At 72.1% G+C, this 21,291-nt stretch carries 22 protein-coding genes; 4 read left to right on the forward strand and 18 right to left on the reverse strand.

Annotated features, from left to right (window positions below; genetic code table 11):
• Both LX15_RS29720 and LX15_RS29725 read right to left on the reverse strand, forming a co-directional pair.
• A partial coding sequence (locus tag LX15_RS29720; protein ID WP_253674287.1) for a DUF397 domain-containing protein occupies nt 1-146 on the reverse strand: 146 nt, incomplete at its 3' end.
• A complete protein-coding gene (locus LX15_RS29725) occupies nt 139-1,029 on the reverse strand; it encodes a helix-turn-helix domain-containing protein (protein ID WP_253674229.1) in 891 nt (296 codons plus the stop codon). The genes LX15_RS29720 and LX15_RS29725, both read right to left, overlap by 8 nt.
• A gap of 129 nt (nt 1,030-1,158) precedes the next feature.
• Between LX15_RS29725 and LX15_RS29730 the strand changes: the two genes are divergently transcribed.
• Nucleotides 1,159-1,395: a hypothetical protein gene (locus tag LX15_RS29730; protein WP_253674230.1), complete on the forward strand. Its 237-nt coding sequence runs from the start codon at nt 1,159-1,161 to the stop codon at nt 1,393-1,395.
• A 73-nt stretch (nt 1,396-1,468) separates the two neighbouring features.
• On the opposite strand, the gene LX15_RS29735 is transcribed toward LX15_RS29730, so the two are convergent.
• The 3 genes from LX15_RS29735 to LX15_RS29745 all read right to left on the reverse strand — a co-directional run bounded on the left by LX15_RS29735 (nt 1,469) and on the right by LX15_RS29745 (nt 4,120).
• Nucleotides 1,469-2,467, reverse strand: a complete 999-nt coding sequence (locus tag LX15_RS29735) for a hypothetical protein (RefSeq protein WP_253674234.1) — start codon at nt 2,465-2,467, stop codon at nt 1,469-1,471.
• Between the two features lie 185 nt (nt 2,468-2,652).
• Nucleotides 2,653-3,246: an LOG family protein gene (locus tag LX15_RS29740; RefSeq protein ID WP_253674237.1), complete on the reverse strand. Its 594-nt coding sequence runs from the start codon at nt 3,244-3,246 to the stop codon at nt 2,653-2,655.
• Between the two features lie 82 nt (nt 3,247-3,328).
• Complete coding sequence (locus LX15_RS29745; protein WP_253674239.1) at nt 3,329-4,120, reverse strand: LOG family protein; 792 nt, start codon at nt 4,118-4,120, stop codon at nt 3,329-3,331.
• Between the two features lie 117 nt (nt 4,121-4,237).
• Here LX15_RS29745 and wrbA point away from each other — a divergent pair, with 117 nt between their 5' ends.
• Nucleotides 4,238-4,864 carry an NAD(P)H:quinone oxidoreductase gene (gene wrbA, locus LX15_RS29750; protein WP_253674241.1) on the forward strand — a complete coding sequence of 209 codons (627 nt, stop codon included), beginning with the start codon at nt 4,238-4,240 and terminating at the stop codon, nt 4,862-4,864.
• Between the two features lie 140 nt (nt 4,865-5,004).
• Here the strand turns inward: wrbA and dapE are convergent, their stop codons facing one another.
• A complete protein-coding gene (gene dapE, locus LX15_RS29755; RefSeq protein ID WP_253674242.1) occupies nt 5,005-6,084 on the reverse strand; it encodes a succinyl-diaminopimelate desuccinylase in 1,080 nt (359 codons plus the stop codon).
• A gap of 18 nt (nt 6,085-6,102) precedes the next feature.
• On the opposite strand from dapE, the gene dapD reads away from it, so the two are divergent.
• Nucleotides 6,103-7,134, forward strand: a complete 1,032-nt coding sequence (dapD, locus tag LX15_RS29760; protein ID WP_253674243.1) for a 2,3,4,5-tetrahydropyridine-2,6-dicarboxylate N-succinyltransferase — start codon at nt 6,103-6,105, stop codon at nt 7,132-7,134.
• 109 nt (nt 7,135-7,243) lie between these two features.
• Entirely contained in the window at nt 7,244-8,203 is a 960-nt protein-coding gene (locus tag LX15_RS29765) for a CHAD domain-containing protein (RefSeq protein ID WP_253674244.1), read from the forward strand.
• Between the two features lie 76 nt (nt 8,204-8,279).
• Here the strand turns inward: LX15_RS29765 and dapC are convergent, their stop codons facing one another.
• The 12 genes from dapC to LX15_RS29825 form a co-directional block, all read right to left on the reverse strand.
• Nucleotides 8,280-9,371 (reverse strand): succinyldiaminopimelate transaminase, encoded by a 1,092-nt coding sequence (gene dapC, locus LX15_RS29770; RefSeq protein ID WP_253674245.1) that lies wholly within the window; start codon nt 9,369-9,371, stop codon nt 8,280-8,282.
• A complete protein-coding gene (fdxA, locus tag LX15_RS29775) occupies nt 9,368-9,697 on the reverse strand; it encodes a ferredoxin (protein ID WP_253674246.1) in 330 nt (109 codons plus the stop codon). Before fdxA ends, dapC begins: the two co-directional genes overlap by 4 nt.
• 116 nt (nt 9,698-9,813) lie before the next feature.
• Nucleotides 9,814-10,227 carry a hypothetical protein gene (locus LX15_RS29780; RefSeq protein WP_253674252.1) on the reverse strand — a complete coding sequence of 138 codons (414 nt, stop codon included), beginning with the start codon at nt 10,225-10,227 and terminating at the stop codon, nt 9,814-9,816.
• A 281-nt stretch (nt 10,228-10,508) separates the two neighbouring features.
• On the reverse strand, nt 10,509-11,519 hold the full coding sequence (locus LX15_RS33875) for a hypothetical protein (protein WP_308213537.1): 1,011 nt from the start codon (nt 11,517-11,519) through the stop codon (nt 10,509-10,511).
• Nucleotides 11,520-11,523: 4 nt separating this feature from the next.
• On the reverse strand, nt 11,524-12,015 hold the full coding sequence (locus LX15_RS29790; protein ID WP_253674254.1) for a hypothetical protein: 492 nt from the start codon (nt 12,013-12,015) through the stop codon (nt 11,524-11,526).
• The gene (mshB, locus tag LX15_RS29795; protein WP_253674256.1) at nt 12,012-12,893 is read right to left on the reverse strand and encodes an N-acetyl-1-D-myo-inositol-2-amino-2-deoxy-alpha-D-glucopyranoside deacetylase; all 882 of its coding nucleotides are present in this window, start codon (nt 12,891-12,893) and stop codon (nt 12,012-12,014) included. Before mshB ends, LX15_RS29790 begins: the two co-directional genes overlap by 4 nt.
• Nucleotides 12,894-13,036: 143 nt before the next feature.
• Nucleotides 13,037-14,089, reverse strand: coding sequence for an ABC transporter ATP-binding protein (locus LX15_RS29800; protein ID WP_308213538.1), 1,053 nt, complete (start codon nt 14,087-14,089; stop codon nt 13,037-13,039).
• Nucleotides 14,086-15,225, reverse strand: a complete 1,140-nt coding sequence (locus LX15_RS29805; protein ID WP_253674258.1) for an ABC transporter ATP-binding protein — start codon at nt 15,223-15,225, stop codon at nt 14,086-14,088. Before LX15_RS29805 ends, LX15_RS29800 begins: the two co-directional genes overlap by 4 nt.
• Entirely contained in the window at nt 15,225-16,172 is a 948-nt protein-coding gene (locus LX15_RS29810) for an ABC transporter permease (protein ID WP_253674260.1), read from the reverse strand. Before LX15_RS29810 ends, LX15_RS29805 begins: the two co-directional genes overlap by 1 nt.
• Complete coding sequence (locus LX15_RS29815) at nt 16,165-17,163, reverse strand: ABC transporter permease (protein WP_253674262.1); 999 nt, start codon at nt 17,161-17,163, stop codon at nt 16,165-16,167. The genes LX15_RS29810 and LX15_RS29815 overlap by 8 nt, the downstream gene beginning before the upstream one ends.
• 195 nt (nt 17,164-17,358) lie before the next feature.
• The gene (locus tag LX15_RS29820) at nt 17,359-19,149 is read right to left on the reverse strand and encodes an ABC transporter family substrate-binding protein (RefSeq protein ID WP_253674264.1); all 1,791 of its coding nucleotides are present in this window, start codon (nt 19,147-19,149) and stop codon (nt 17,359-17,361) included.
• A gap of 266 nt (nt 19,150-19,415) precedes the next feature.
• Nucleotides 19,416-21,119, reverse strand: a complete 1,704-nt coding sequence (locus tag LX15_RS29825) for an ABC transporter family substrate-binding protein (protein WP_253674266.1) — start codon at nt 21,117-21,119, stop codon at nt 19,416-19,418.
• Nucleotides 21,120-21,291 lie beyond the last annotated feature (172 nt).

Consider the following 21,291-nt stretch of genomic DNA (forward strand, 5'->3'; position numbering starts at 1 on the left):
CCGGGCTCGAACACCAGAGCCGGCCCCGAGGGATTCTTGCTGTCCCGCACCGCGACCCACCCCGGACCACGGGCAACCTCAACACAGTTACCGCTGGCCACACTCTGGCTGCTCCTCCGCCAGACGGCCTGCGTCAGGTCAGGCATTCATCGGTCCTTTCCCGCGGCGCCTTCTCGTGCTCTTCGCACGGTACTCATCCATGATGCTGGCAATGATGTCGACCGAGGTGGGCTCGTCAAGTGCCGACTCGCTGAGGTAGCCGAACAGAGCCACGAGCTGCGACACGTCCTCCTGGTCATCAACGATGTGGCCGCCGAACGGATCATCGATGTAGCCCAGCGGTGGATCGAGCCTCGGCTCCGCGAAGTGCATGACCGTGAAGTTGCTGGCCACTCCCGCTTTCGCTCCGGCGTTGAACGGCAGGACCTGGATCCGGATGTTCGGCACGCTCGCCTGTCGCACGAGATGCCACAACTGGTCGGCCATCACTCCGGCGCCACCCACCTCCAGCCGGAGCGCCGCCTCTCCGACGATCGTGTGCAACTCGACCGGCTCGTCACCACACAGCCTGCGCTGCCGCGCCATCCGCACCTCAACCCGCTTCTCGACGTCGGCGGGATCAGTGGTGTGGGTGCCAGCCACGTGAATGGCCCTGGCATAGCCCTCCGTCTGAAGGAGGCCGGGAATCAACAGTGGTTCGAACGTCGTGATCGATGCGGCGTCCTGCTCGAAGCTGATCAGAGGTCGAAGCCAGTCGGGCAGCTTGAAGACCGACCACCAACCCTGTTGGCGGCTCACCCGACGTAGGCGTTCCAACTCCTCACGCACGTCATCGGTCGCGCCCAGCTCCTTCAGCAGCAGCGCGAGGTCGGCCTTGCTGATGTTGGTCCTGCCGTGCTCCCAGTTGACCAGGGTCGGAGCTGATCTCTCGATCGCCCTCCCCACGTCGGCCTGGGTCCGGCCGCTGGCCTCCCGCAAGCGCCTGAGTTCCGCGCCGAGGCGGCGAAGTCGCGCCGACGAACCCGCCACAGGAGCCTCCCGAGGTTCACCCGATGTGGACCTGTTGATCTTTTAATTCAAGCCGTTAACGTTACCTGCGCCACACCGTAGCCGATCGATCACCGAGAGCGGTCGGCGGGGAGTCAGGAGGAGGCGGCTATGTGTGCGAGTGTTCGGGGGATCGAGATCTGCGCCGACGTGACGGTCACCGGGGACGCTGACATCAGCTACGAGGTGAGTGGCTCGGGAGAGGAGATCTTCGTGCGGGTCGGCCGCTGCGACCTGCACCTCGTCCTCACCAGCAAGGCGCTGCCGATGATGCTCAGCGTCCTCAGCGAGGCGAAGAGCGAGGTTGACCGGATCGACGCGGAGTACGCGGCACGGGCCAAGAGCTGAGAAAGCACCCGTCCACGAAAGGAAAGTGGCCCCGCCGTCAGGGCGGGGCCACCAGGGACACGAGCGGAAGAACCTAGGCGAGCGCGGGGTGGAGACGGTTCATCCGTCGGCGCCCGGACGCCAGGATCAGGGCCGAGGCCACGACCACCGCGCCGACCAGGGCGGCCAGCGCCGTCAGCGTCAGACTGTCCGGGCGCAGCAGGGGCTGCCCGCGCAGCGCCTGCCAGACCACCAGGACGGTCAGCCCGGCGTAGCCGGCCCCCGCCACCAGGACGAGGCCCAGCCGAACCCGCTCGGCGCGCAGGACGGCGTGGCGGGCCGCCAGCATCCCCAGCACCACGGCGACCAGCGGGAGCACCTGCATGGCGTGCAGGCCGACGAAGTGGCCGATCCGCAGGTCTCCCCCGCCCGTGCTCCAGCCGACGCCGGGCAGGCCGGGGCCGCCGTCGGGAACGCCGACGCTGTGCGCGCCGAGGATCGATCCGGTCCCGTTCTTGAACGCCGAGACCTGCTCCTGGCTCGGACGGGCCATCAGGTTGCCCTCGAACATGCCGCCGAACGCCACGAGCACGCCGAGCCGGGCCGCCCACCGGGTGGGCGCGTCCGCGAACTTGTTGAAGGACAGGGGAACCAGGAACAGGAGGTTGGTCAGCGCCAACACCATGGCGGTTCGGCCCATGACGTTGTAGAGCCCGGAGTCGAACGGGGTGGCGACGTTGAAGTGGCTGCCCACGCCCCGCGCCGCCTGGAACGTGATGATGGCGAACTCCACCAGCACGCACACCGCGAGCACGGTGCCCAGCCACCAGGCGAACCGCCGGCCGCGTCGGCAGACCGAGGACAACCAGGCCAGTGTCAACGCGTAGAGCAGCAGCGACACACTGAACTTGAGCGGCTTCAACCAGATCGGCACGCCGCCGAACACCCGGTCGTCCACCACGAGGCCGACGGTGGAGACCAGGGCGAAGACGGCCAGGACGCCGACGGTGAGCATGAGCGGCCGGTGCCAGGTGAACGCCTGCCGCAGGAGGTCCGGCAGCGGCGAGCGTGTCCGGGCGGTCGGTGGGGCCATGGGTGCTTCTCCCAGAGAGGTCTACGGATCGCTACCGCAACCTTCCGCCGGGAGAACGGCGAAAACCCTGGTGAGCACGCCCCAAAAGGGCTTCGGCCACGCCCGACCCTCAGGGGTGGGGCCTTCCCCACCCCCGAGGTCACGACAGTCCTCAGTGGACAGTCAGCGCACGCCCGGGGCGGCGACTAGCGCACGTCGGGTTCGAGCGAGGCCGCGCGGTCCGCCCACCGGGCCTCCGGCGGGGTGTAGTCGGCGAACCGCTCCAGCACCCGCACGGGGTCGGCGTCGACGATCAGCATGTCCCGCGTGGCCTCGCGCAGGAAGTCCTCCCGCACCATGTGGTCCACGAACCGGCGCAGGTCCGCGTAGTAGCCGTCCACGTCGAGCAGCGCGAGCGGCTTGCGGTGGATGCCGAGGTGCGCCCACGTCCACACCTCGAACAGCTCCTCCAGGGTGCCGACGCCGCCGGGGAGCGCCACGAACGCGTCCGACTTCTCGGCCATCATCGCCTTGCGCTCGTGCATGTCGGCGACCACGTGCAGCTCGGTGAGCCCCTGGTGCGCCAGCTCGCGGTCGAGCAGCCCGCGCGGGATCACGCCGACCACCTCGCCGCCGGCGGCCAGCGCCGCGTCGGCGACCGCGCCCATCGTGCCGACACTCGCACCGCCGTAGACCAGCCCGATCCCCCGTTCGGCGAGCACCCGCCCCAGCTCACGCGCGGCGGCCAGGTACCGCTCGCCACGTCCCGTCGACGACCCGCAGAAGACACAGACACGCACGCTCCGACCCTACGCCGGCGCGACCCGCCCCCATCCGTCGCGCCGGCGCGCGTCAGCGGGTGTCAGCAAGCGCCCGAGAGCGTCAGTGCGTGTCTTCCCAGGCGCGGTAGGCGTCCTGGACCAGCTCGACCGCCTCGTCCACGTCGTCGGTGAGGTGCAGCAGGGCGAGGTCGCGGTCGCTGACCTTGCCGCCGCCGCGCACGTGGTCCCTGATCCACTCGTAGAGGCCGCGCCAGTACTCCGTGCCCAACATGATCACCGGGAACTTGGTGACCTTCTTGGTCTGCACCAGGGTGAGCGCCTCGAACAGCTCGTCGAGCGTGCCGAACCCGCCGGGCAGGCAGATGAACGACTGGGCGTACTTGATGAACATGGTCTTGCGGGTGAAGAAGTAGCGGAAGTTCACGCCGAGATCGACCCACGGGTTGAGCCCCTGCTCGAACGGCAGCTCGATCCCGAGCCCGACCGACAGCCCGCCGGCCTCGGAGCACCCCCGGTTGACCGCCTCCATCGTCCCTGGGCCGCCGCCGGTGATCACGGCGAACCCGGCGCGGGCCAGCGCGGCGCCCAGCTCGCGCCCGAGCGCGTACTCGGGGTGGTCCCTGGGGGTGCGGGCCGAGCCGAAGACCGTCGTGGCCCTGGGCAGCTCGGCCAACGCGCCGAAGCCCTCGACGAACTCCGCCTGGATCCGCAGCACCCGCCAGGGGTCGGTGTGCACCCAGTCCGAGGGGCCCCTGCTGTCGAGCAGGCGCTGGTCGGTCGTGGTCGGCTCGTCCCGTCGCGCCCTGCGGAGGACGACGGGTCCGCGCTGCTTCTCCCGGGGGTGCTCGTGGTTCTCCGGAATCTCCTGGCGCTGGGGCTCGTCGACGCTCATGCGCCCACCCTAGGGGCCGCGTGAGCGTCGCCACGCGGGCGTCCGCTTGCCGGAGGTTCGGTGGCGGGTGCAGGATCGAAACCACACAGGTTGAAGTTTCAACTAGATGAGGTCAGCATGAGTGAGCCGGTGAAGGTCGCGGTCGTCTACTACAGCTCCACGGGCAGCACGCACGCCCTCGCCGAGGCCGTCGCGGAGGGCGCGGAGAAGGCCGGGGCCGAGGTCCGCCTGCTGCGCGTCGCCGAGCTGGCCCCCGCCGAGGCCATCGCCAGCAACGAGGCGTGGCAGAAGCACCACGAGGCCACGCAGGACGTGCCGGTCGCCACCCCGGCGGACATGGAGTGGGCCGACGCGGTCGTCTTCGGCACCCCCACCCGCTTCGGCAACGTGGCCAGCCAGCTCAAGCAGTTCCTGGACACGCTGGGCGGCCTGTGGGCGCAGGGCAAGCTGGCCGACAAGGTCTACTCGGGCTTCGTGTCCACCGCGACCCCGCACGGCGGCCGCGAGTCGACCCTGCTCGCGCTCTACAACTCCGTGCACCACTTCGGCGGCGTCCTGGTGACCCCGGGCTACACCGACCCGATCCAGTTCGCCACCGGCACGCCGTACGGCCCCTCGCACCACGACGCGCAGGGCGCCATCCCGATCTCGGACGAGACCCGCGAGTCGGCCCGCTACACGGGCCGGCGCGTGACCCAGGTGGCCGCGCGGCTCAAGGCCGGTCGGGCGGCCCTGGACGCCTGACCGTCACCGCGGCACACACCGCCGGATTCCGCCGGACACCGCCGAACACCGCCGGGGACGGCGGCGCGACGAGAGAACCCGTGCGGCACAGGGGATGTCCTTGTGCCGCACGGGTTTCGTCATATGGGGAAACGACCGGTTCAGGAGTTCACGAACCGGGAGAGCACCTCGGCGCAGCGCCGGATGTCGGAGGCGCGGACGTTCTCCTCCCGCGTGTGCGCCAGCGAGGGGTCACCCGGCCCGAAGTTGACCGCCGGCAGGCCCAGCGCCGCGAACCGGGCGACGTCGGTCCACCCCAGCTTCGCCACCGGCGTGCCGCCGGCCGCCGCCACGAACTGCCCCGCCACCGGGTGGGCCAGCCCCGGCATCGCGCCGGCCGCCATGTCCGTCACGGTCACGTCGAAGCCGGAGAACACCTCGCGCAGGTGCGCCTCGGCCTCGGCGGGCGACCGGTCGGGCGCGAACCGGTGGTTCACCGCCACCACGCACTCGTCCGGCACCACGTTGCCGGCGACGCCGCCGCTGATCCGCACCGCCTGGAGGCCCTCGCGGTAGAGACAGCCGTCGATCTCCACCTTCCTCGGCTCGTACTCGGCGAGACGCCGCAACACCTCGGACGCGCCGTGGATGGCGTTGACCCCCATCCAGCCGCGCGCGGTGTGCGCCCGCCGGCCGTCCGTGCGCACCTCGACGCGCATCGTGCCCTGGCAGCCGGCCTCGACGGCCGCGTTCGACGGCTCGCACACCACGGCGAGGTCGCCGCGCAGCCACTCCGGCAGCTCGCGCTCGACCCGGCCGAGCCCGTTGCGCTCCGCCTCGACCTCCTCGCAGTCGTAGAAGACGAAGGTCAGGTCGTGGCGCGGCTCCGTCGCGGTGGCGGCCAGGTGCAGCATGACCGCGTCGCCGCCCTTCATGTCCACCGTGCCGCACCCGTGCAGCACCAGGTCGTCGCCGGAGCCGGTGCGCCGCAGCGGCAGGTTGTGGTTGATCGGGACCGTGTCCAGGTGGCCGGCCAGCACCACCCTGCTGCCCCGGCCGAGGTTCGTCCTGGCCAGCACGGCGTTGCCGGACCGCACGACCTCCAGGTGCGGGGCCTGCGTGCGCAGGGCGTGCTCCACCGCGTCGGCCAACGCGGTCTCGTTGCCCGAGACGCTCGGGACGTCCACCAGGGCGGCGGTCAGCTCGACGGGATCGGCGGCGAGGTCCAGCGCGATGGTCACGTCCCGCACGTTACCCACATGGGCACGGACGGGACGGACCGCACTACCGTGGGGCACGTGAGCGAGGCAGCGCAGTACCCGGACCCGACGACGACCGGCGCGCACGGCGTCGGCCTGGCCACCGTCGCCGACGACGGCACGGTGCTCGACACCTGGTTCCCCGAGCCCAAGCTGGGCGCGTCGGGCGGCGCGGGCACCGCCCGGCTGTCCGCCGAGGAGGCCGCCGAGATCCTGGGTGAGGCGGCCGCCGGCCTGCTCGGCCGGGACGAGGCGCGCGGCGTGGAGGTGGTGGCGGTGCGCACCGGCATCGCCCGGCTCGCCGACGCCCCGGTCGACGCCCACGACGTCTACCTGCGACTCCACCTGATCTCCAGCCGGCAGCTCCGGCCGCACGGCTGCAACCTCGACGGCGTCTTCGGCCTGCTGGCCAACGTCGTGTGGACCAACCACGGCCCGTGCCGGGTCGAGGGCTTCGAGGCGACCCGCCTGCGGCTGCGGCCCCGCGGCGTGGTGACCGTCTACGGCGTGGACAAGTTCCCGCGCATGACGGACTACGTGCTGCCCAGCGGGGTGCGGATCGCCGACGCCGACCGCGTGCGGCTGGGCGCGCACCTGGCCTCGGGCACCACGGTCATGCACGAGGGCTTCGTCAACTTCAACGCCGGCACGCTGGGCGCGTCCATGGTGGAGGGTCGCATCTCGGCCGGCGTGGTGGTCGGGGACGGCTCCGACGTCGGCGGCGGCGCCTCGATCATGGGCACGCTCTCCGGCGGCGGCAGGGAGGTCATCGCGATCGGCGAGCGCTGCCTGCTGGGCGCCAACGCCGGCATCGGGATCTCCCTCGGTGACGACTGCGTGGTCGAGGCCGGCCTCTACGTCACCGCCGGCACCAAGGTCCTGCTCCCTGACGGTCGCCTGGTGAAGGCCCGCGAGCTGTCCGGGCAGTCCGGGCTGCTGTTCCGCCGCAACTCCACGACCGGCGCGGTCGAGGTCGTCCCGCGCGAGGGCACCGGCATCGAGCTGAACGCCGCCCTGCACGCCAACGACTGAGTCCCGGTTCCGCCGACTCCGCCACGACGGCCGTTCCCCTCCCCGGGGAGCGGCCGTCTTCGTCCTCGCGGCGGCACACGGGCGGCGTCGGCGGTCCTACCGTGGGGTCATGGGCCGGGCGGCCAACGCTCCACATCCCACGCGCCACCGGGTGACGATCTCGGCGGAGTTCCTCGGCCTGCCCGCGCGCGCCCCGGCCGCCGGTCGGGAGGCGTCCGTCGCCGAGCGGGTGCGTGTGGCGCTGGACCGCGACCTGCGGGCGGTCGTCGCCCACGACCCGGGGACGCGGTCGGGAGCCGATCCCGAGGACCTGCACCAGATGCGCGTCGCCGTGCGGAGGATGCGGGCGGTGCTGCGGAGCGCGCGCGACACGCTCGACCGCGACTGGGCCGACGACACCCGCGCTGAGCTGGGCTGGCTGGGGCGCGCGCTCGGACCGGTCCGGGACCTGGACGTCCTCGTGGCCCACCTGCGCGCCGAGTCCCAGGACTTCGCCGACGAGGAGCGGGCGGCCGTCGAGCGTCTGCTGGACGGGCTGTGCGCCGAGCGCCGGCGGGCACGGGAGCGCCTGCTCGCGGTGCTGGCGGAGGAGCGGTACCAGGCGCTCCTCCACCGCCTGGCCGACGCCGCGACAACAGGCGTTCCCGCCTCCGGACACGCGTCCGATCTCATGGCGGTCATCCGCCGCGAGTACCGCGCGCTGCGGGACAGCGTCCGGCGGGCGCACAAGGACCCCACCGACCAGCGGCTCCACGCGATCCGGGTCAGGGGAAAGCGCCTGCGCTACACGCTGGAGCTGGCCGAACCCGCGCTGGGCAAACGCGGACGCCGCGTCCTGCGAGCGCTCCGCGAGATGCAGGACGTGCTCGGCGAACACCAGGACGCCCACGTCGCCGAGGAACGGGTCCGAGCGCTGCTGACGCCCCGGGACGGGGACACCCCGGTCCCACCCGAGGTCGCGTTCGTCGCGGGCCGCCTGGTGGAGCGGGAACGGCGTCGCCGGGAACTGGCCCGCGCCCGGTGGCCGGACGTCTGGGCCGAGGTCGAACACCGCGCCCACGACCTCTGACCCGCCGCCGACGCGCCACGCGCCACCAGCGCCGGGTCGAGCGCCCTCACGCGGGACACGCGCCGGGCCGGGCCGGTCAGGCCAGGCGCTCCACGGCCGCGGCCACGCGCTCGTCCGACGCGGTCAGGGCGATCCGGACGTGCTGGCCGCCGTTCGGGCCGTAGAACGTGCCCGGCGCGACCAGGATGCCGCGTTCGGCGAACCACCCCACGGTCTCCCAGGCGTCCTCGCCCCGCGTCGTCCACAGGTACAGGCCGGCCTCGGAGTGGTCCACCTTGAAGCCCGCCGCCTCCAGCGCCGGCCGCAGCCGGTCACGCCGCGCGGCGTAGACGGCCTTCTGCGCGGCGACGTGCTCGTCGTCGGCCAGCGCCGCGGTCATCGCCGCCTGCACCGGGCGCGGCACGATCATGCCGGCGTGCTTGCGCACGTGCAGCAGGGACGCGACGAGCGCCGGGTCGCCGGTGACGAAACCGGCCCGGTAGCCGGCGAGGTTGGACGACTTCGACAGCGAGTGCACCGCGAGCAGCCCGTCCAGCCGACCACCGGACACCGACGGGTGCAGCACCGAGACCGGCTCGGCCTCCCAGCCCAGCGACAGGTAGCACTCGTCGGAGGCGACCACCGCGCCGACCCGCCGCGCGGCCTCGACCGCCGCGACGAGGTCCTCGGCCGACAGCACCCGGCCGGTCGGGTTGGACGGCGAGTTCAGCCAGACCAGGGCGGTGCCCTCCGGCGGGGCCTCGCCGACGGCCAGGCGCACCACCTCGGCCCCGGCCAGCCGCGCCCCGACCTCGTAGGTCGGGTAGGCCAGCTCGGGGATGGCCACGACCTGGCCGGGACGCACCCCGAGCAGCGTCGGCAGCCAGGCGACCAGCTCCTTGGAGCCGATCGTCGGCAGCACGGCCTCCTCGGGCACGCCGGTCACGCCGAACCGGCGGGCCAGCGCGGCGATGGTCGCCTCCCGCAGGGCGGGCGTGCCGTGCGTCGCCGGGTAGCCCGGTTGGTCGGCGACCGAGGCCAGGGCCTCCCGGACGACGGCGGGCACCGGGTCGACCGGAGTCCCCACGGACAGGTCGACCAGCCCACCCGGGTGACGCCGGGCCAGGGCGGACTGGTCGGCCAGGGTGTCCCAGGGGAACTCCGGCAACCGTGGCGCGGAACGGGTCACGAGTGCTCGGTGTCCCGCTTCGGCTGCTGGGCCACCAGGGGCGCGTCCGCGTGGATCTTGCCCACCTTGGAGGCGCCGCCGGGCGAGCCGATCTCGTCGAAGAAGTCGGCGTTGGCCTTGGTGTACTCGCGCCACTCGTCCGGCACGTCGTCCTCGTAGAAGATGGCCTCCACCGGGCACACCGGCTCACAGGCGCCGCAGTCGACGCACTCGTCGGGGTGGATGTAGAGCATCCGGTCGCCCTCGTAGATGCAGTCCACGGGGCATTCCTCGATACACGCCTTGTCGAGCACGTCGACGCAGGGCTCGGCGATCACGTAGGTCACGGCAGGTCTCCTGCTCCTCATCCGCTCCGACCACGGGCAGCACAGGCTGCCGCGGCTGGCGACAGTATCCCCTCTGCCTCATCGAGATCAGTAAGCGGTGTCCCACTTCACGAGAATCACCGTACCCATCGGACAGCGCGCCGACAGCTTCGGGACACGACCCCCGCTGACGAGCGGAAACACCGTCCGTGGCGGGAGCGCGGGCCGGCCTCGGGGCAACTCCCCCGCCGCCGTTCCGGCACGCTGGAAGGATCTTGAAGGACCGGCGCCCCGCCGGGCTGGGCGGGGCCGTCCCGGGGAGGTGGCTCCTCGCCGGAGCGGCGCCGCGGCGGTTCGAGGATCGCGTCCTGACCGGCCCGCACGGCGGCGAGGGCCTCGGTCACGTTGTCGATCTTCGCGTCGACCTCGGCGACCCTGGAATCGACCTCGGTGACCCTGGAATCGACCTCGGTGACCCTGGAGTCAACCTCGGTGACCCTGGAGTCGACCTCGGCGACCTTCGCGGCGACCTCCGCGCGGAAGTCGCTCATGCCCCCCCCCCGGCACCGCGTTGACAACGCGGATCAGTGCCTGTTGCCGCACCGCGCAGCATCTCGCTCGGCCTCGCTGGCGAGACGGCGGGCCACGGTGGCCTCTCCCCATGCGTGGTTCAGGCGCTGGGCGAGCCGCTCGACCCGCTCCTCGACGATCGCGAGCCGCGTCTCCAGATCGAGCGCGGACCGGACTGCCCCAGATCGGTGCTCACCGCGCCAGCCTGCCCGCTCCGGGGGCGGGGTGGACAGCGGAGTCCACCTTTCCGCCGCGACGCAGGTCAGCGTCGGTCGGGTGTGTTCCGCTCGATCCAGACCGTGCCGCGTTTGGCGGCACGGCGCAGGGCCGAGCGCTCCCCGAGGTAGTCACCGACCACGCCGATCACGGGCACCATGCCCACCGCCCGGTGATAGAAGCGGCCCTGCGGGCGTTTGCCCAGCTCGTCGCCGAGCGACCAGAGGGCCCGGCCCAGCTTCCAGACGGTGCGGCCCGCCGCCTTCAGCGTCACCCTGCCGAACCTCCGCCGGGACTCGGCGAGGTCCTCGGTCAGCTCGGCGGTCCGCCGCTCCTCGTCGGCCTCGCCGGCCTCGCTGGCCCCGCTGGCCGCTTCGGGTTCGCCAGCGTCTCCCGGTTCGCCGGCGTCTCCGGGTTCGCCGGCGTCTCCGGGTTCGCCGGCCTCCCGAGGTTCGCCGGACTTGCCGGGCTCCGCCGACGTCGCGGCCTCGGCCGCCTCCGCCGACCCACCGCGGGCGTCGACGCCCTCGGTGGGGGTCTCGGACGCCGTCTCCGGTCCACCCTCGGCCCGGCGACGGCGGGGCGGCCCCTCGGCCAGCTCGGGACTGATGTCGCGCTCGAACAGCACGGCGGCCAGCAGGCGGACCCGGTCCGCCACCGTCAGCCCGTGCTCGCCGCCGATGGCGCACAGCACGAGCCCCTGCCCGGCCGCGCCCATGGCGTCCTGCACCGGGAGGCGGTCGGCCAACGCGCCGCCGAGCCCCGGCACCGCCGCGAGCAGGGCCGTCACCCTGCCGACGCGGTTCACCCACCAGTCGGTGCGCCGCTCGACGTCCATGGCTCCCCAGGCCGCCGTGCCGGGCACGTTCATCGACGCGAGCCCGTCGAGCAGCCGGTCCAGCACCCCGCGGTCGACGCCCTCAGTGTTCCGGTCCACGGCGCGGCCGCGGAGGCCGAACAGGTCGGCGTCGCGCAGGGCGTCCAACAACGGCACCGTCGCCCGCACGAACGGGCGCAGCACCGCCACCACGTGCCGGTCGCTGATCGCCTCTGCCACGGCCCTACTTCTCCGGCTTCTTCTCCGACTTCTTCTCCGGCGTCCCGGTCCCGTCCCGCTCACGTGCCGCCGGGGCGCCGGCCGAGCTGGCCGGCGCGGGTCGGCCGAGCTGGCCGCCCAGCGCCACGGCGGCGGGCAGCGCGCCACCGGCGAACATCACCAGCGTCCGCCAGTCGTTCACCACGACCACGTCGCCGCCGGGGCCGGCGAAGCCGATCACGCCGACCGCGAGCAGCCAGGCGAGCAGCGGCAGCCCGGCCACCCCGAGCGAGGGCCGCAGCGAGGCCGCCGTGCGGACCAGCCAGGGCGTGGTCAGCAACGCCGCGACCGCGCTCACCGGCAGCGGCCAGGTCACCACCGAGGACGGGAGCCAGCCCGGCGCCTCGGTGAGGCCGAGGTCGCGCACGCGCAGCGGGAGGAACAGCAGCTCCAGGCCGGCCAGCACGATCGCGTCCACGACCAGCACGGCCAGCAGGAACCGGTCCCCACCCCTCATCGCGGTCCCTGCGGGTCGGCGTCCCGGCCCCCGAAGAGGCCGCCGAACAGGTCGTGCTCGACGCCGGTCGGGTCGCCGTCGGCCAGCACGTAGTACTCGTGGCCGAGGACGGGCTGGGCGATGCCGTTGGACAGGGCGTACGAGGCGTGGCCCGCGCCGTCCTGCCACACGCTCACCTGGGTGGCGTGCGCGCGCAGCGCGCTGAGCTTGGCGGGCAGGTGCCCTGAGACGTCCACCGCGGTCGTGATCAGCTCGTCGGCGACCGTCGGCAGCTCCCCCGGCTCGGGCAGCCGGAACGGCAGGCCCGGCGCCTCGGCGAGGGCGCGCACGCCCGCCTCGGTCTCGGACCGGCTGGCGACGGTGTGGAAGAACCGGTCGACGCCGCCCACGCGGCGCACGGCCTCGGTGGTGATCTCATGGGCCCGCACGTGGTCGGGGTGGCCGTACCCGCCGTCGGGGCCGTAGGTCACGACGACCTGGGGCCGCACCTCGCGGACGACGGCCTCCAGCGCGGCGACCTGCTCCTCGGGGTCGCCGACCACGAAGGCCCTGGGGTGCTGGTTGGCGTCGACGCCGACCATGCCCGAGTCCCGCCAGCGGCCCATGCCGCCGAGGAACCGGTGGTCGGCCACGCCCAGCGCGGCGCACGCCGAGCGCAGCTCGCCGACGCGGTACCCGCCGAGCTGGTCGGCGTGGTCCACGGCCAGCCCCTGGAGCCCCTCGGGGATGACCTCGCCCTCCTCACCGAGCGTGCACGTCACGACCGTGACGTGCACCCCGTGGGCGGCGTAACGGGCGATGGTCCCACCGGTGGTGAGGGTCTCGTCGTCGGGGTGGGCGTGCACCAGCAGCAGCCGGGGCGGGGCGGTCAGTGTCACCGGATCAGAGTAGAGCACCCCGGTGACACCCCGGAGTCCGCTCGCGCCCCGCGAACACAAGATCATTCTTTCGTCGCAACGCCCCCTGGCGCGGGGGCGCCAGAGGGCGTCGGGGACTCCTGCCGTGACTGCGCGTGAGGGCCCTACAGGACCTCGCGCACCTCGGCGAAGTGGCAGGCCGACAGCGTGCCGCCGGCCCTCAGCTCCAGCTTCGGCTCCTCGGTGGCGCAGATGTCCTGCGCCTTCCAGCACCGGGTCCGGAACCGGCAACCCGAGGGCGGGTTGACCGGGCTGGGCACGTCGCCGGTGAGGACGATCCGCTGCCGCTGCCGCTCCCGCTTGGGGTCGGGCTCCGGCACCGCGGACAGCAGCGCCTGCGTGTACGGGTGGGTCGGCCGCAGGTAGATGTCGTCCCTCGGCCCGATCTCGACGATCTTGCCGAGGTACATCACGGCGACCCGGTCCGAGATGTGCCGCACGACCGAGAGGTCGTGCGCCACGAACAGGTAAGCCAGGCCGAGCCGCTCCTGGAGCTCCTCCAGCAGGTTCACCACGCCGGCCTGCACGGACACGTCCAGCGCGGAGACCGGCTCGTCGAGCACGACGAGCTTGGGCTCCAGCGCCAGCGCGCGGGCGATGCCGATGCGCTGCCGCTGACCGCCGGAGAACTCGTGCGCGTACCGGTTGCGGTGCTCCGGGTTGAGGCCGACGAGCTCCATCAGCTCGTTGACCTTGCGCTGGATCTCCGCCCCGCTGCCCACGCCGTGGATGCGCAGCGGCTCCGAGATGATGTCGTTGACCTGCCACCTCGGGTTCAGCGACGCGTACGGGTCCTGGAACACGATCTGGAGGTCACGCCGGACGCCGCGGAGCTGCTTGGTGTTGAGCGTGGTCAGCTCCCGGCCGGCGAACCGCACCGAGCCCGAGGTGGGCTTGTGGAGCTGGAGGATCGCCCTGCCGGTGGTGGACTTGCCGCACCCGGACTCGCCGACCAGGCCCAGGGTCTCGCCGGTGTCGAGGTCGAAGCTGACGTCGGACACGGCCTGCACCTGGCCCACGGTGCGCGGGATGATCCCGCCACCGCGGACCGGGAAGCTCTTGACCAGGTTCCTGACCTGGAGCAGCGGCCCGTCGCCGCGCCCGGCGCCGGCCCGCTGGCCGGCGCCCGTGGTGGTGGTGTCGGTCGGGGTGCTCACGGGGTCGAGCCCTCCTCCTCGTGCAGCCGGGCCTCGACGTCGGCGACGGTCTCGACGACCGGCAGGTCGTCGGGGCGGGCCTCGGTCAGCGCGGCCGGGTTCTCCACGACGCCGATCTCCTCGGTGGCGAAGAGCGACTGCGGCCGCTCGATCGTGGCCAGGTGCTCCGAGCGGTGGCACCGGGCCAGGTGGCGCGGCCGGCCGGTCTCCGCCAGCGCGGGCTCCGACTCACGGCAGACGTCGATCGCCAGCGGGCAGCGCGGGGAGAACGCGCAGCCCGTCGGCAGGTTGACCAGCGACGGCGGCGTGCCCTTGATCGGGGTGAGCCGCTTGCCGAGCAGCGCCGGGTTGGGGATCGAGCCGAGCAGGCCCACGGTGTAGGGCATGCGCGGGGCCTCGAAGACCTCCTCGACGCCGCCGGACTCGACGACCGTGCCGCCGTACATGACCTGCACCCTGTCGACCATGCCGGCGACGACGCCGAGGTCGTGGGTGATCATCATGATGGCCGCGCTCGTCTCGTCCCTGATCCGCAGCAGCGTCTCCAGGATCTGCGCCTGCACCGTCACGTCCAGCGCAGTGGTCGGCTCGTCGGCGATGATCAGCTCGGGGTCGTTGATGATCGACATGGCGATCACCACCCGCTGCCGCATGCCGCCGGAGAACTCGTGCGGGTACTGGTCGGCCCGCCGGTCCGGCTGCGGGATGCCCACCAGCTCCAACGCCTCCACGGCCTTGGCGTGGGCCGCCTTCTTGGAGACATCGTGGTGCGCCCGGTAGGCCTCGGCGAGCTGCCAGCCCACCGTGTACACCGGGTTCAGCGAGGTCATGGGGTCCTGGAAGATCATCGCGATCTTGTTGCCCCGGTACGGCCGCATCTGCTTGTAGGTGCGGCCGACCAGCTCCTCGCCCCGGAACCGGATCGACCCGGTCACCCGCGCCGACTTCGGCAGCAGCCCCATGATCGCCATCGACGACACCGACTTGCCGGAGCCGGACTCGCCCACGATCCCGAGCACCTCGCCCGGAGCCAGGGAGAACGACACCCCGCGCACGGCGCGCACGTCGCCGTCGTCGGTGGGGAACGTGACCGAGAGGTCCTCGACGGTCAGCATCTTCTCGGTTGCCTCGGCCATCACGCACGCACCTTCGTCTGCCTCGGGTCGAACGCGTCCCGCAGGCCGTCGCCGATGAAGTTGATCGTCAGCGAGATCAGCACGATCACCAGGAACGGACCCCAGAACAGCCACGGCCGCTGCACGACCTGCGGATAGTTCTCGGACACGATCACGCCGAGCGAGGTGTCGGGAAGCTGCACGCCCAGGCCGATGAAGGACAGGCCGGCCTCGGCGAGCACCGCGGTGGCCACGGTCAGCGTGGCGTTCACGGTGATGCTGCCGATCATGTTGGGCACCAGGTGCTTGAAGATGATCCGCCAGGTGCCCGCGCCGCACGCCCTGGCCGCCTCGACGAACTCCCGCTGCGCCAGCGAGAGGGTCTCGGCGCGGGTGATCCGGGCGATCTGCATCCAGTGGAACATGGCCAGCACCAGGGCCACCATGTACCAGCTTCCGGAGACGGTCCGGATGATGATCGCGGCGACCGCGATGTAGGGCAGGATCAGCAGCAGGTCGACCAGCCGCATGACCGTGGCGTCGACGAAGCCGCGCAGGTAGCCGGCCAGCGCGCCGAGCACCACGCCGATCAGCGTGGCCAGCAGGGCCACGACCAGCGCGATCTCGATCGAGTACTGGGTGCCGCGCATCAGCAGCGCGAGCATGTCCTTGCCGACCTCGGTGGTGCCCAGCGGGTGGTCGCCGGAGGGCGGCAGGTACGACCCGCTGCTGCTGTCCTCGTAGCTGAAGGTCCAGATGAGCGGACCGACGAAGGCGAACAGCACGAGCAGCACCAGCACGCCGAGGCTGGTCATGGCCAGCCGGTGACGCAGGAAGCGGCCCAGCACGATCTGGCCCTGGGTGCGGGTCTTGGCACTGTCGAACTCGTGGCTCGCACTGGCCTTCCCGCCCGCCGGGGCGGTGGCCGGGCGCTGGCCCGGCGTGGTGGGAGTGGTCACGTCAGCCAAGGCGGATCCTCGGGTCGAGGTAGGCGTACAGGACATCGGCCACCAGGTTGAAGACGACAACCGAGATGGCCACCACGACCAGCCAGCCCATCAGCATGTTCGGGTCGTACTGACGGACGGCGTTGACCAGGACGGAGCCCATGCCGTTCCAGCCGAACACCTGCTCGGTCATGATCGCGCCGGTGAACACCTGGCCGATGTTGAGGGCGGCGAGCGTGACGACCGGGATCAGGGCGTTCCGGAAGGCGTGCCGGAAGATGACCCTGCCCTGGGACAGGCCCTTCGCCCGCGCCGTGCGGACGTAGTCGGAGTGCAGGGTCTCCAGCATGGAGGCCCGCTGGAACCGGCTGTAGGCCGCGAAGCTGATCAGCATCAGGCTCAGCGTCGGCAGCAGGAAGGTGCCGGTGTACTTGAAGACGACCTCGCCGAAGCCGCCGCTGAAGCCGCCGGTGGGCGGACCCGCGGTGGTGAGCCACCGGTCGGCGCCCACCGAGGTCAGGAGGTTGTTGAACTCGATGCCGTAGCTCTTGAGGATGATCGCGACACAGAACACCGGCATCGAGAAGGCGAGGAACGCCAGGCTCGTCGCCGTGTAGTCGAAGATCGAGTACTGGCGGACGGCGGCGAGCACGCCGACCGCGACGCCCAGGACCAGCGCGAGGACCTGCGCGAAGATCACGAGCTGGGCGGTGACCACCAGCGCGTCGGTGACGACGCTGTAGACGTCGGCGCGCGCGGAGCCGAGCGCGACGCTGGTGCCCCAGTCGCCCTGCACGAAGTTGGTCAGCCAGCTCCAGTAGCGGGCCACGATCGGCCTGTCGAGCTGGAGGGACTGGGCGAGCGCCTGGACGTCCGCCTCGGTGACGCCGGGCTTGCTGCGCAGCTCGGCGAGCGGATCGCCCAGTGAGGCCACGAGGACGAAGGACAGGAACGTGCCGACGAGCAGGATCGGTATCGCGATCAGCAGGCGCCGGATGATGTAGCGGATCAAGACGGACTCCTCGGTGGGCCCGGTGGGCCTGGTGGGCCGGTGCGGGACCCTGCGGTGTGCCGACGGTACGCCCGGGTCGCCGGGCCGTCACCGGCGGGAGGGGGCCGGACCCTCGGGTCCGACCCCCTCCCGCCTCGCCCGGATCAGCCACGACCCGGACCGCAGTGCCCAGCGCCTACACCGGGCGGCCGGCGACTACGAGCTCTTCTGCCACTCGTGGGCGGTCCAGAGGGCACCGAAGTAGCTCTGGTGCCACACGCGGTCCACGCCCTTGAAGCCCCACATGTTCGGGGTCTGGAACAGCGGGAGGGACGCGTACTCCTCGGCCAGCGCCTTGTCCGCCTCCACGTACAGCGGCGTGGCGGCCTGCGGGTCCGTCTGGGTCACGGCCTTCTCGAACGCCGCGTCGGCGGCCGGGCTGCTGACCTTCTGCCAGTTCTGCGGGCCGTTCGTGTAGTAGATCGGCTTCTTGTCCGCCTTGAACGGCGCGCCGGACCAGGCGAACAGGGCGATGTCGTACTCGCCCCGGCTCACGCGGCCGTCGAGGAAGTTCGGGTCGGTGTCGTCCTTGATCTCGATGCCCGCGGACTTGGCCTGGCTCATGATGAGCTCGACGGTCTTCTTGCGCCGGGGGATGTCGGTGTGGCTGATCTTGAGGCTCAGCCGCTGGCCGTCCTTGGCGTAGACGCCGTCGCCGCCCAGCTTCCAGCCGGCGGCCTCCAGGATCTTCTTGGCCTCGTCCGCGCTGCCCTTGGACTTGTCCGAGTAGTGGTCCTGGTAGCCGTCCTCACCCGGGTAGAAGATCAGGCTGCCCATCGGCTTGGCGTCCTTGACGACCGGGCCGACCAGCTTGTCGGTGATCTCCTTGCGGTTGACCGCCATGAAGAAGGCCTTGCGGACCTCCTTGTCGGCCAGCAGCGGGTTCCGGTGGTTCAGGTCGAGGTGCTCGAAGGTCAGGCCCTGCTCCGAGCCGTACTTCACGCCCTGCGAGCCGAGGTTGCGCAGCCGGTCGGCGGCGTTGGCGTCGGGTTGCATCGACGCCATGATCTGGTTCTCGCCGTTCTCCAGCGCCTGCGCCTGGGCCACCGGGTCCGGGACCGCCTTGACGACGATCTTCTCTGGGCCGCCCTTCGCGCCGCCGGCCCACTTCGCGTTGCGCTCCAGCGTGATCGACTGCTTCTGCTTCCAGTCGGTGATCACGTACGGGCCGGAGGCGGGCATGAGCTCCTTGGTGAAGCCCTTCCAGCCGGTGTTCCAGAAGTCGGCGACCTTCTGGAGGACCGCCGGGTCGCTGGTCGGCGTGACCTGCGTGATGTCGGAGACGCCGGTCTGCTTCTCCAGGATGTGCGCGGGCAGCGGCCCGCCGTCACCGCCGCCGAACAGACCCTTCCAGTCCGGGTAGTTCTCGGCGTAGGTGGTGACGATGGTCTGCGGGTCGGGGCAGGTCACCGACTCGATCTTGTCGTAGCCGCTGGTCGAGGCGGGCAGGAAGAAGGTGCCGTCCGCCTTCTTCGCCTTGCCGCTGCGGGCCAGCCAGGACAGGTAGAAGTCCTTGCAACCCCACGGCGCGCCGTCGGACCAGGTGACGCCCTGCTTGACCTTGTACGTCACCTTCTGGGGGTTGGTGGCGACATCGACCGAGTCCAGGACATCCTTGTTGAGGATGACCTTCTGGTTGCCGTCGACGATGAAGGCACGAGCGAGCACCGCGGTCATGACGACCTGGTTGTACGAGTTGTTCGCGTCGGCGGTCTCGTTGTTGTAGGCGGTGAACTCCTTGTCGGTGGTCATCGACACGGTGCCCGCCGACTCCACCTTCGGGGCCTTGTAGGTGAGCGCGTTGGCGTCCTCACCCTTCGCCACCGCCATGGCGGCCACGTCGGCGTCGCTGCCGGTGCTCCCGCCACCGCCGCCGCCACAGGCGCTCAGGGCCAGGGCTGCGCCCGACACCAGAGCGACCGCGGAGACGAACTTCGTTCTCCTCATCGACACGTGCCCTCCTAGCACGGGGCATGGGTGGCCGGATGAGCCACCCCTTCACCCGTAAACACAGTTGACGCACCGTGCATCCTCGACCGGTGCGCCGTGGCTGCACGGTAGGAAGCGCCAATGCGGCAGGTCACTGGTCGATGGGGGATCGTGACCAAAGGGTGACCCATTCATAGCAACGAGCGACCCGGTGACTACCGAACGGACACGTTCGACTATCGAACGAGTGATCGACGGGCGGAACGGGACCCTGCCCGACCGGGCTAGCGCGGCTTGCGCCGCCACTCCGCCGCGTTGGCGAACGGCGTGGCCAACGGCGGACCGGCGGTCACGTTCACCGCTTCGGGGCGGGTCACCAACACGTCCGTGAGCTGGAACAGGGGGATGGCCACCGCCTGCTGCCACAGCGCCGGCTCCACCCTGGCCACCACGTCGACGAGCGTGGTCGCGCCGGTCAGCGCCGCCTCGATCGTCGGCTGGAGCGCGGGATCGCAGAAGCCGGCCTGGTTCGGCGGCGACTGCTGGGAGCCGCCCGGCAGCTCGACGCGGCAGCCGAAGGCCGAGGCCAACGCGGTCGCGCCGTCGCCGCCGACCGCACGCGGCAGCACCGCCAGGTCCACCACCTGGTCCGCGCCACTGGTCGGGTCCCCGGCGAGGAGCTGCCCGTACAGCCGGTCGGGGTCGGGCGTGATGACCCGCGCCTCGATCCCGGCCGCGGTGAGCTGCTTCTGCGCCAGCGCCGCCAGGGTCGCGTACGGCTCCTGCTTCTCGGGGGCCGCGATGACCAGGCTCAACGGCTGGTTGTCCCGGATCCAGGTGCCGGCGGTCTTGGTGTAGCCCGCCTCGGTGAGCAGGCGCTGCACGGCCTCGGGGTCGGGCCGCGTCGGCGCGCCCGAGCCCGGCGCGGTCGCCGTGTAGCCCGGTCGGGACGGCGGCAGCACCTGGGCGTCGGCCACGAGGTCCGCGCCAGGACCCCCGCCGGTGCCGGCGGCGATCAGCGCCGGCCGGTCCAGCGCGGCGGCCACGGCCGCGCGCACCTTCGGGTCGGCCAGCCGGGGGCTGCTCGGGCGCAGCAACACCTGCACGACCGTCGCCCTCGGCACCGTGCTCAGGCTCACCCCGGTCAACGCGCGCAGCGTGTTCATCGCGACGGCGTCGGCGCGCAGCAGCACCGCCTGGTCGTCGCCGCTGTCCACGGCGCGGGCCAACCCGCCGTGGTCGGCGGCCCGCAGCACGATCCGCTCCAGCGCGGCCGGCCGGTCCCAGTAGCGGTCGTTGCGCTCCAGCACGATCTCCCCGCGCCCCCTGTCCAGCGAGTTCATGCTGAACGGGCCGCCCGAGGTCGGGTAGCTGTCGTGCAGCGCCCTGGCCCAGCCGCCCGGCGCGTCCTTGAGCAGGTGCGCGGGCAGCAGGTTGGAGAACAGCGACCGCCAGCCCGGGTAGGGCTTGGTGAACACGACCTCGACCGTCTTGCCGCCGCCACGCGAGTTGACCTTGCTGATGAGCCGGTAGCCGGCGGGGTCGACCACGCCCGGCTCCGAGCGCATCCGCTCGTACAGGTAGACGAAGTCCTCGGCGGCGATCGGGGCGCCGTCGGACCACGACGCCTCGTGCCGCAGGGAGTAGGTCACGGTGAACGGCTCACTGCGGGTGACCTCGGCCGAGGTCATCAGGGTGCGGTCGAGCCGGGGGGTGCCGTCGGGCCCGGTCCGGAACACCGAGGGCAGCATGAGCTGGGCCAGCACGGCGGCGGTCCGGTTCTGGTCGGCGAGCGCGTGCGGGTTGAGCCCGCCGTCGCCGATGACGTCCACCCCGACCACGAGCTCGTTGACCTCGGGCGAGCGGGACGGCGAGGTCTGGGCCACCGGGGAGGTCACCAACGGGGGCGGCGGGGTGTTGCTGCACCCCGTCACGGCGGCCAGCCCGGCCACCGCCACCAGCAGCAGGCCGAGGCCGCGCCGGCGCACCCGGGGTGTCCCGCGCCGTTGCCGGCGCCGTTCTCGGCGTCCTTCGTGCCGGGCGGACGGGCCCACGCGGACAGACCTCCCTGGATCCTCGCCGCGCCGACGGGTCGGCGGCATCGGCGGCGCGGTCGAACTCTCGTGCGGTGACGACGGCCGGCGCACCGGCCGGCCCCCC

It is taken from the genome of Streptoalloteichus tenebrarius (genome assembly GCF_024171885.1).
In the GTDB taxonomy this organism is placed as follows: domain Bacteria; phylum Actinomycetota; class Actinomycetes; order Mycobacteriales; family Pseudonocardiaceae; genus Streptoalloteichus; species Streptoalloteichus tenebrarius.

Coding starts and splice junctions, on each gene's coding strand:
- LX15_RS29765 (WP_253674244.1), top strand. CDS start 7,244: ATGGGCCGGGCGGCCAACGCTCCACATCCCACGCGCCACCGGGTGACG.
- LX15_RS29730 (WP_253674230.1), top strand. CDS start 1,159: ATGTGTGCGAGTGTTCGGGGGATCGAGATCTGCGCCGACGTGACGGTC.
- LX15_RS29735 (WP_253674234.1), bottom strand. CDS start 2,467: ATGGCCCCACCGACCGCCCGGACACGCTCGCCGCTGCCGGACCTCCTG.
- LX15_RS29805 (WP_253674258.1), bottom strand. CDS start 15,225: ATGGCCGAGGCAACCGAGAAGATGCTGACCGTCGAGGACCTCTCGGTC.
- wrbA (WP_253674241.1), top strand. CDS start 4,238: ATGAGTGAGCCGGTGAAGGTCGCGGTCGTCTACTACAGCTCCACGGGC.
- LX15_RS29780 (WP_253674252.1), bottom strand. CDS start 10,227: ATGAGCGACTTCCGCGCGGAGGTCGCCGCGAAGGTCGCCGAGGTCGAC.
- LX15_RS29820 (WP_253674264.1), bottom strand. CDS start 19,149: ATGAGGAGAACGAAGTTCGTCTCCGCGGTCGCTCTGGTGTCGGGCGCA.
- dapD (WP_253674243.1), top strand. CDS start 6,103: ATGGGCACGGACGGGACGGACCGCACTACCGTGGGGCACGTGAGCGAG.
- LX15_RS29790 (WP_253674254.1), bottom strand. CDS start 12,015: ATGAGGGGTGGGGACCGGTTCCTGCTGGCCGTGCTGGTCGTGGACGCG.
- LX15_RS29745 (WP_253674239.1), bottom strand. CDS start 4,120: ATGAGCGTCGACGAGCCCCAGCGCCAGGAGATTCCGGAGAACCACGAG.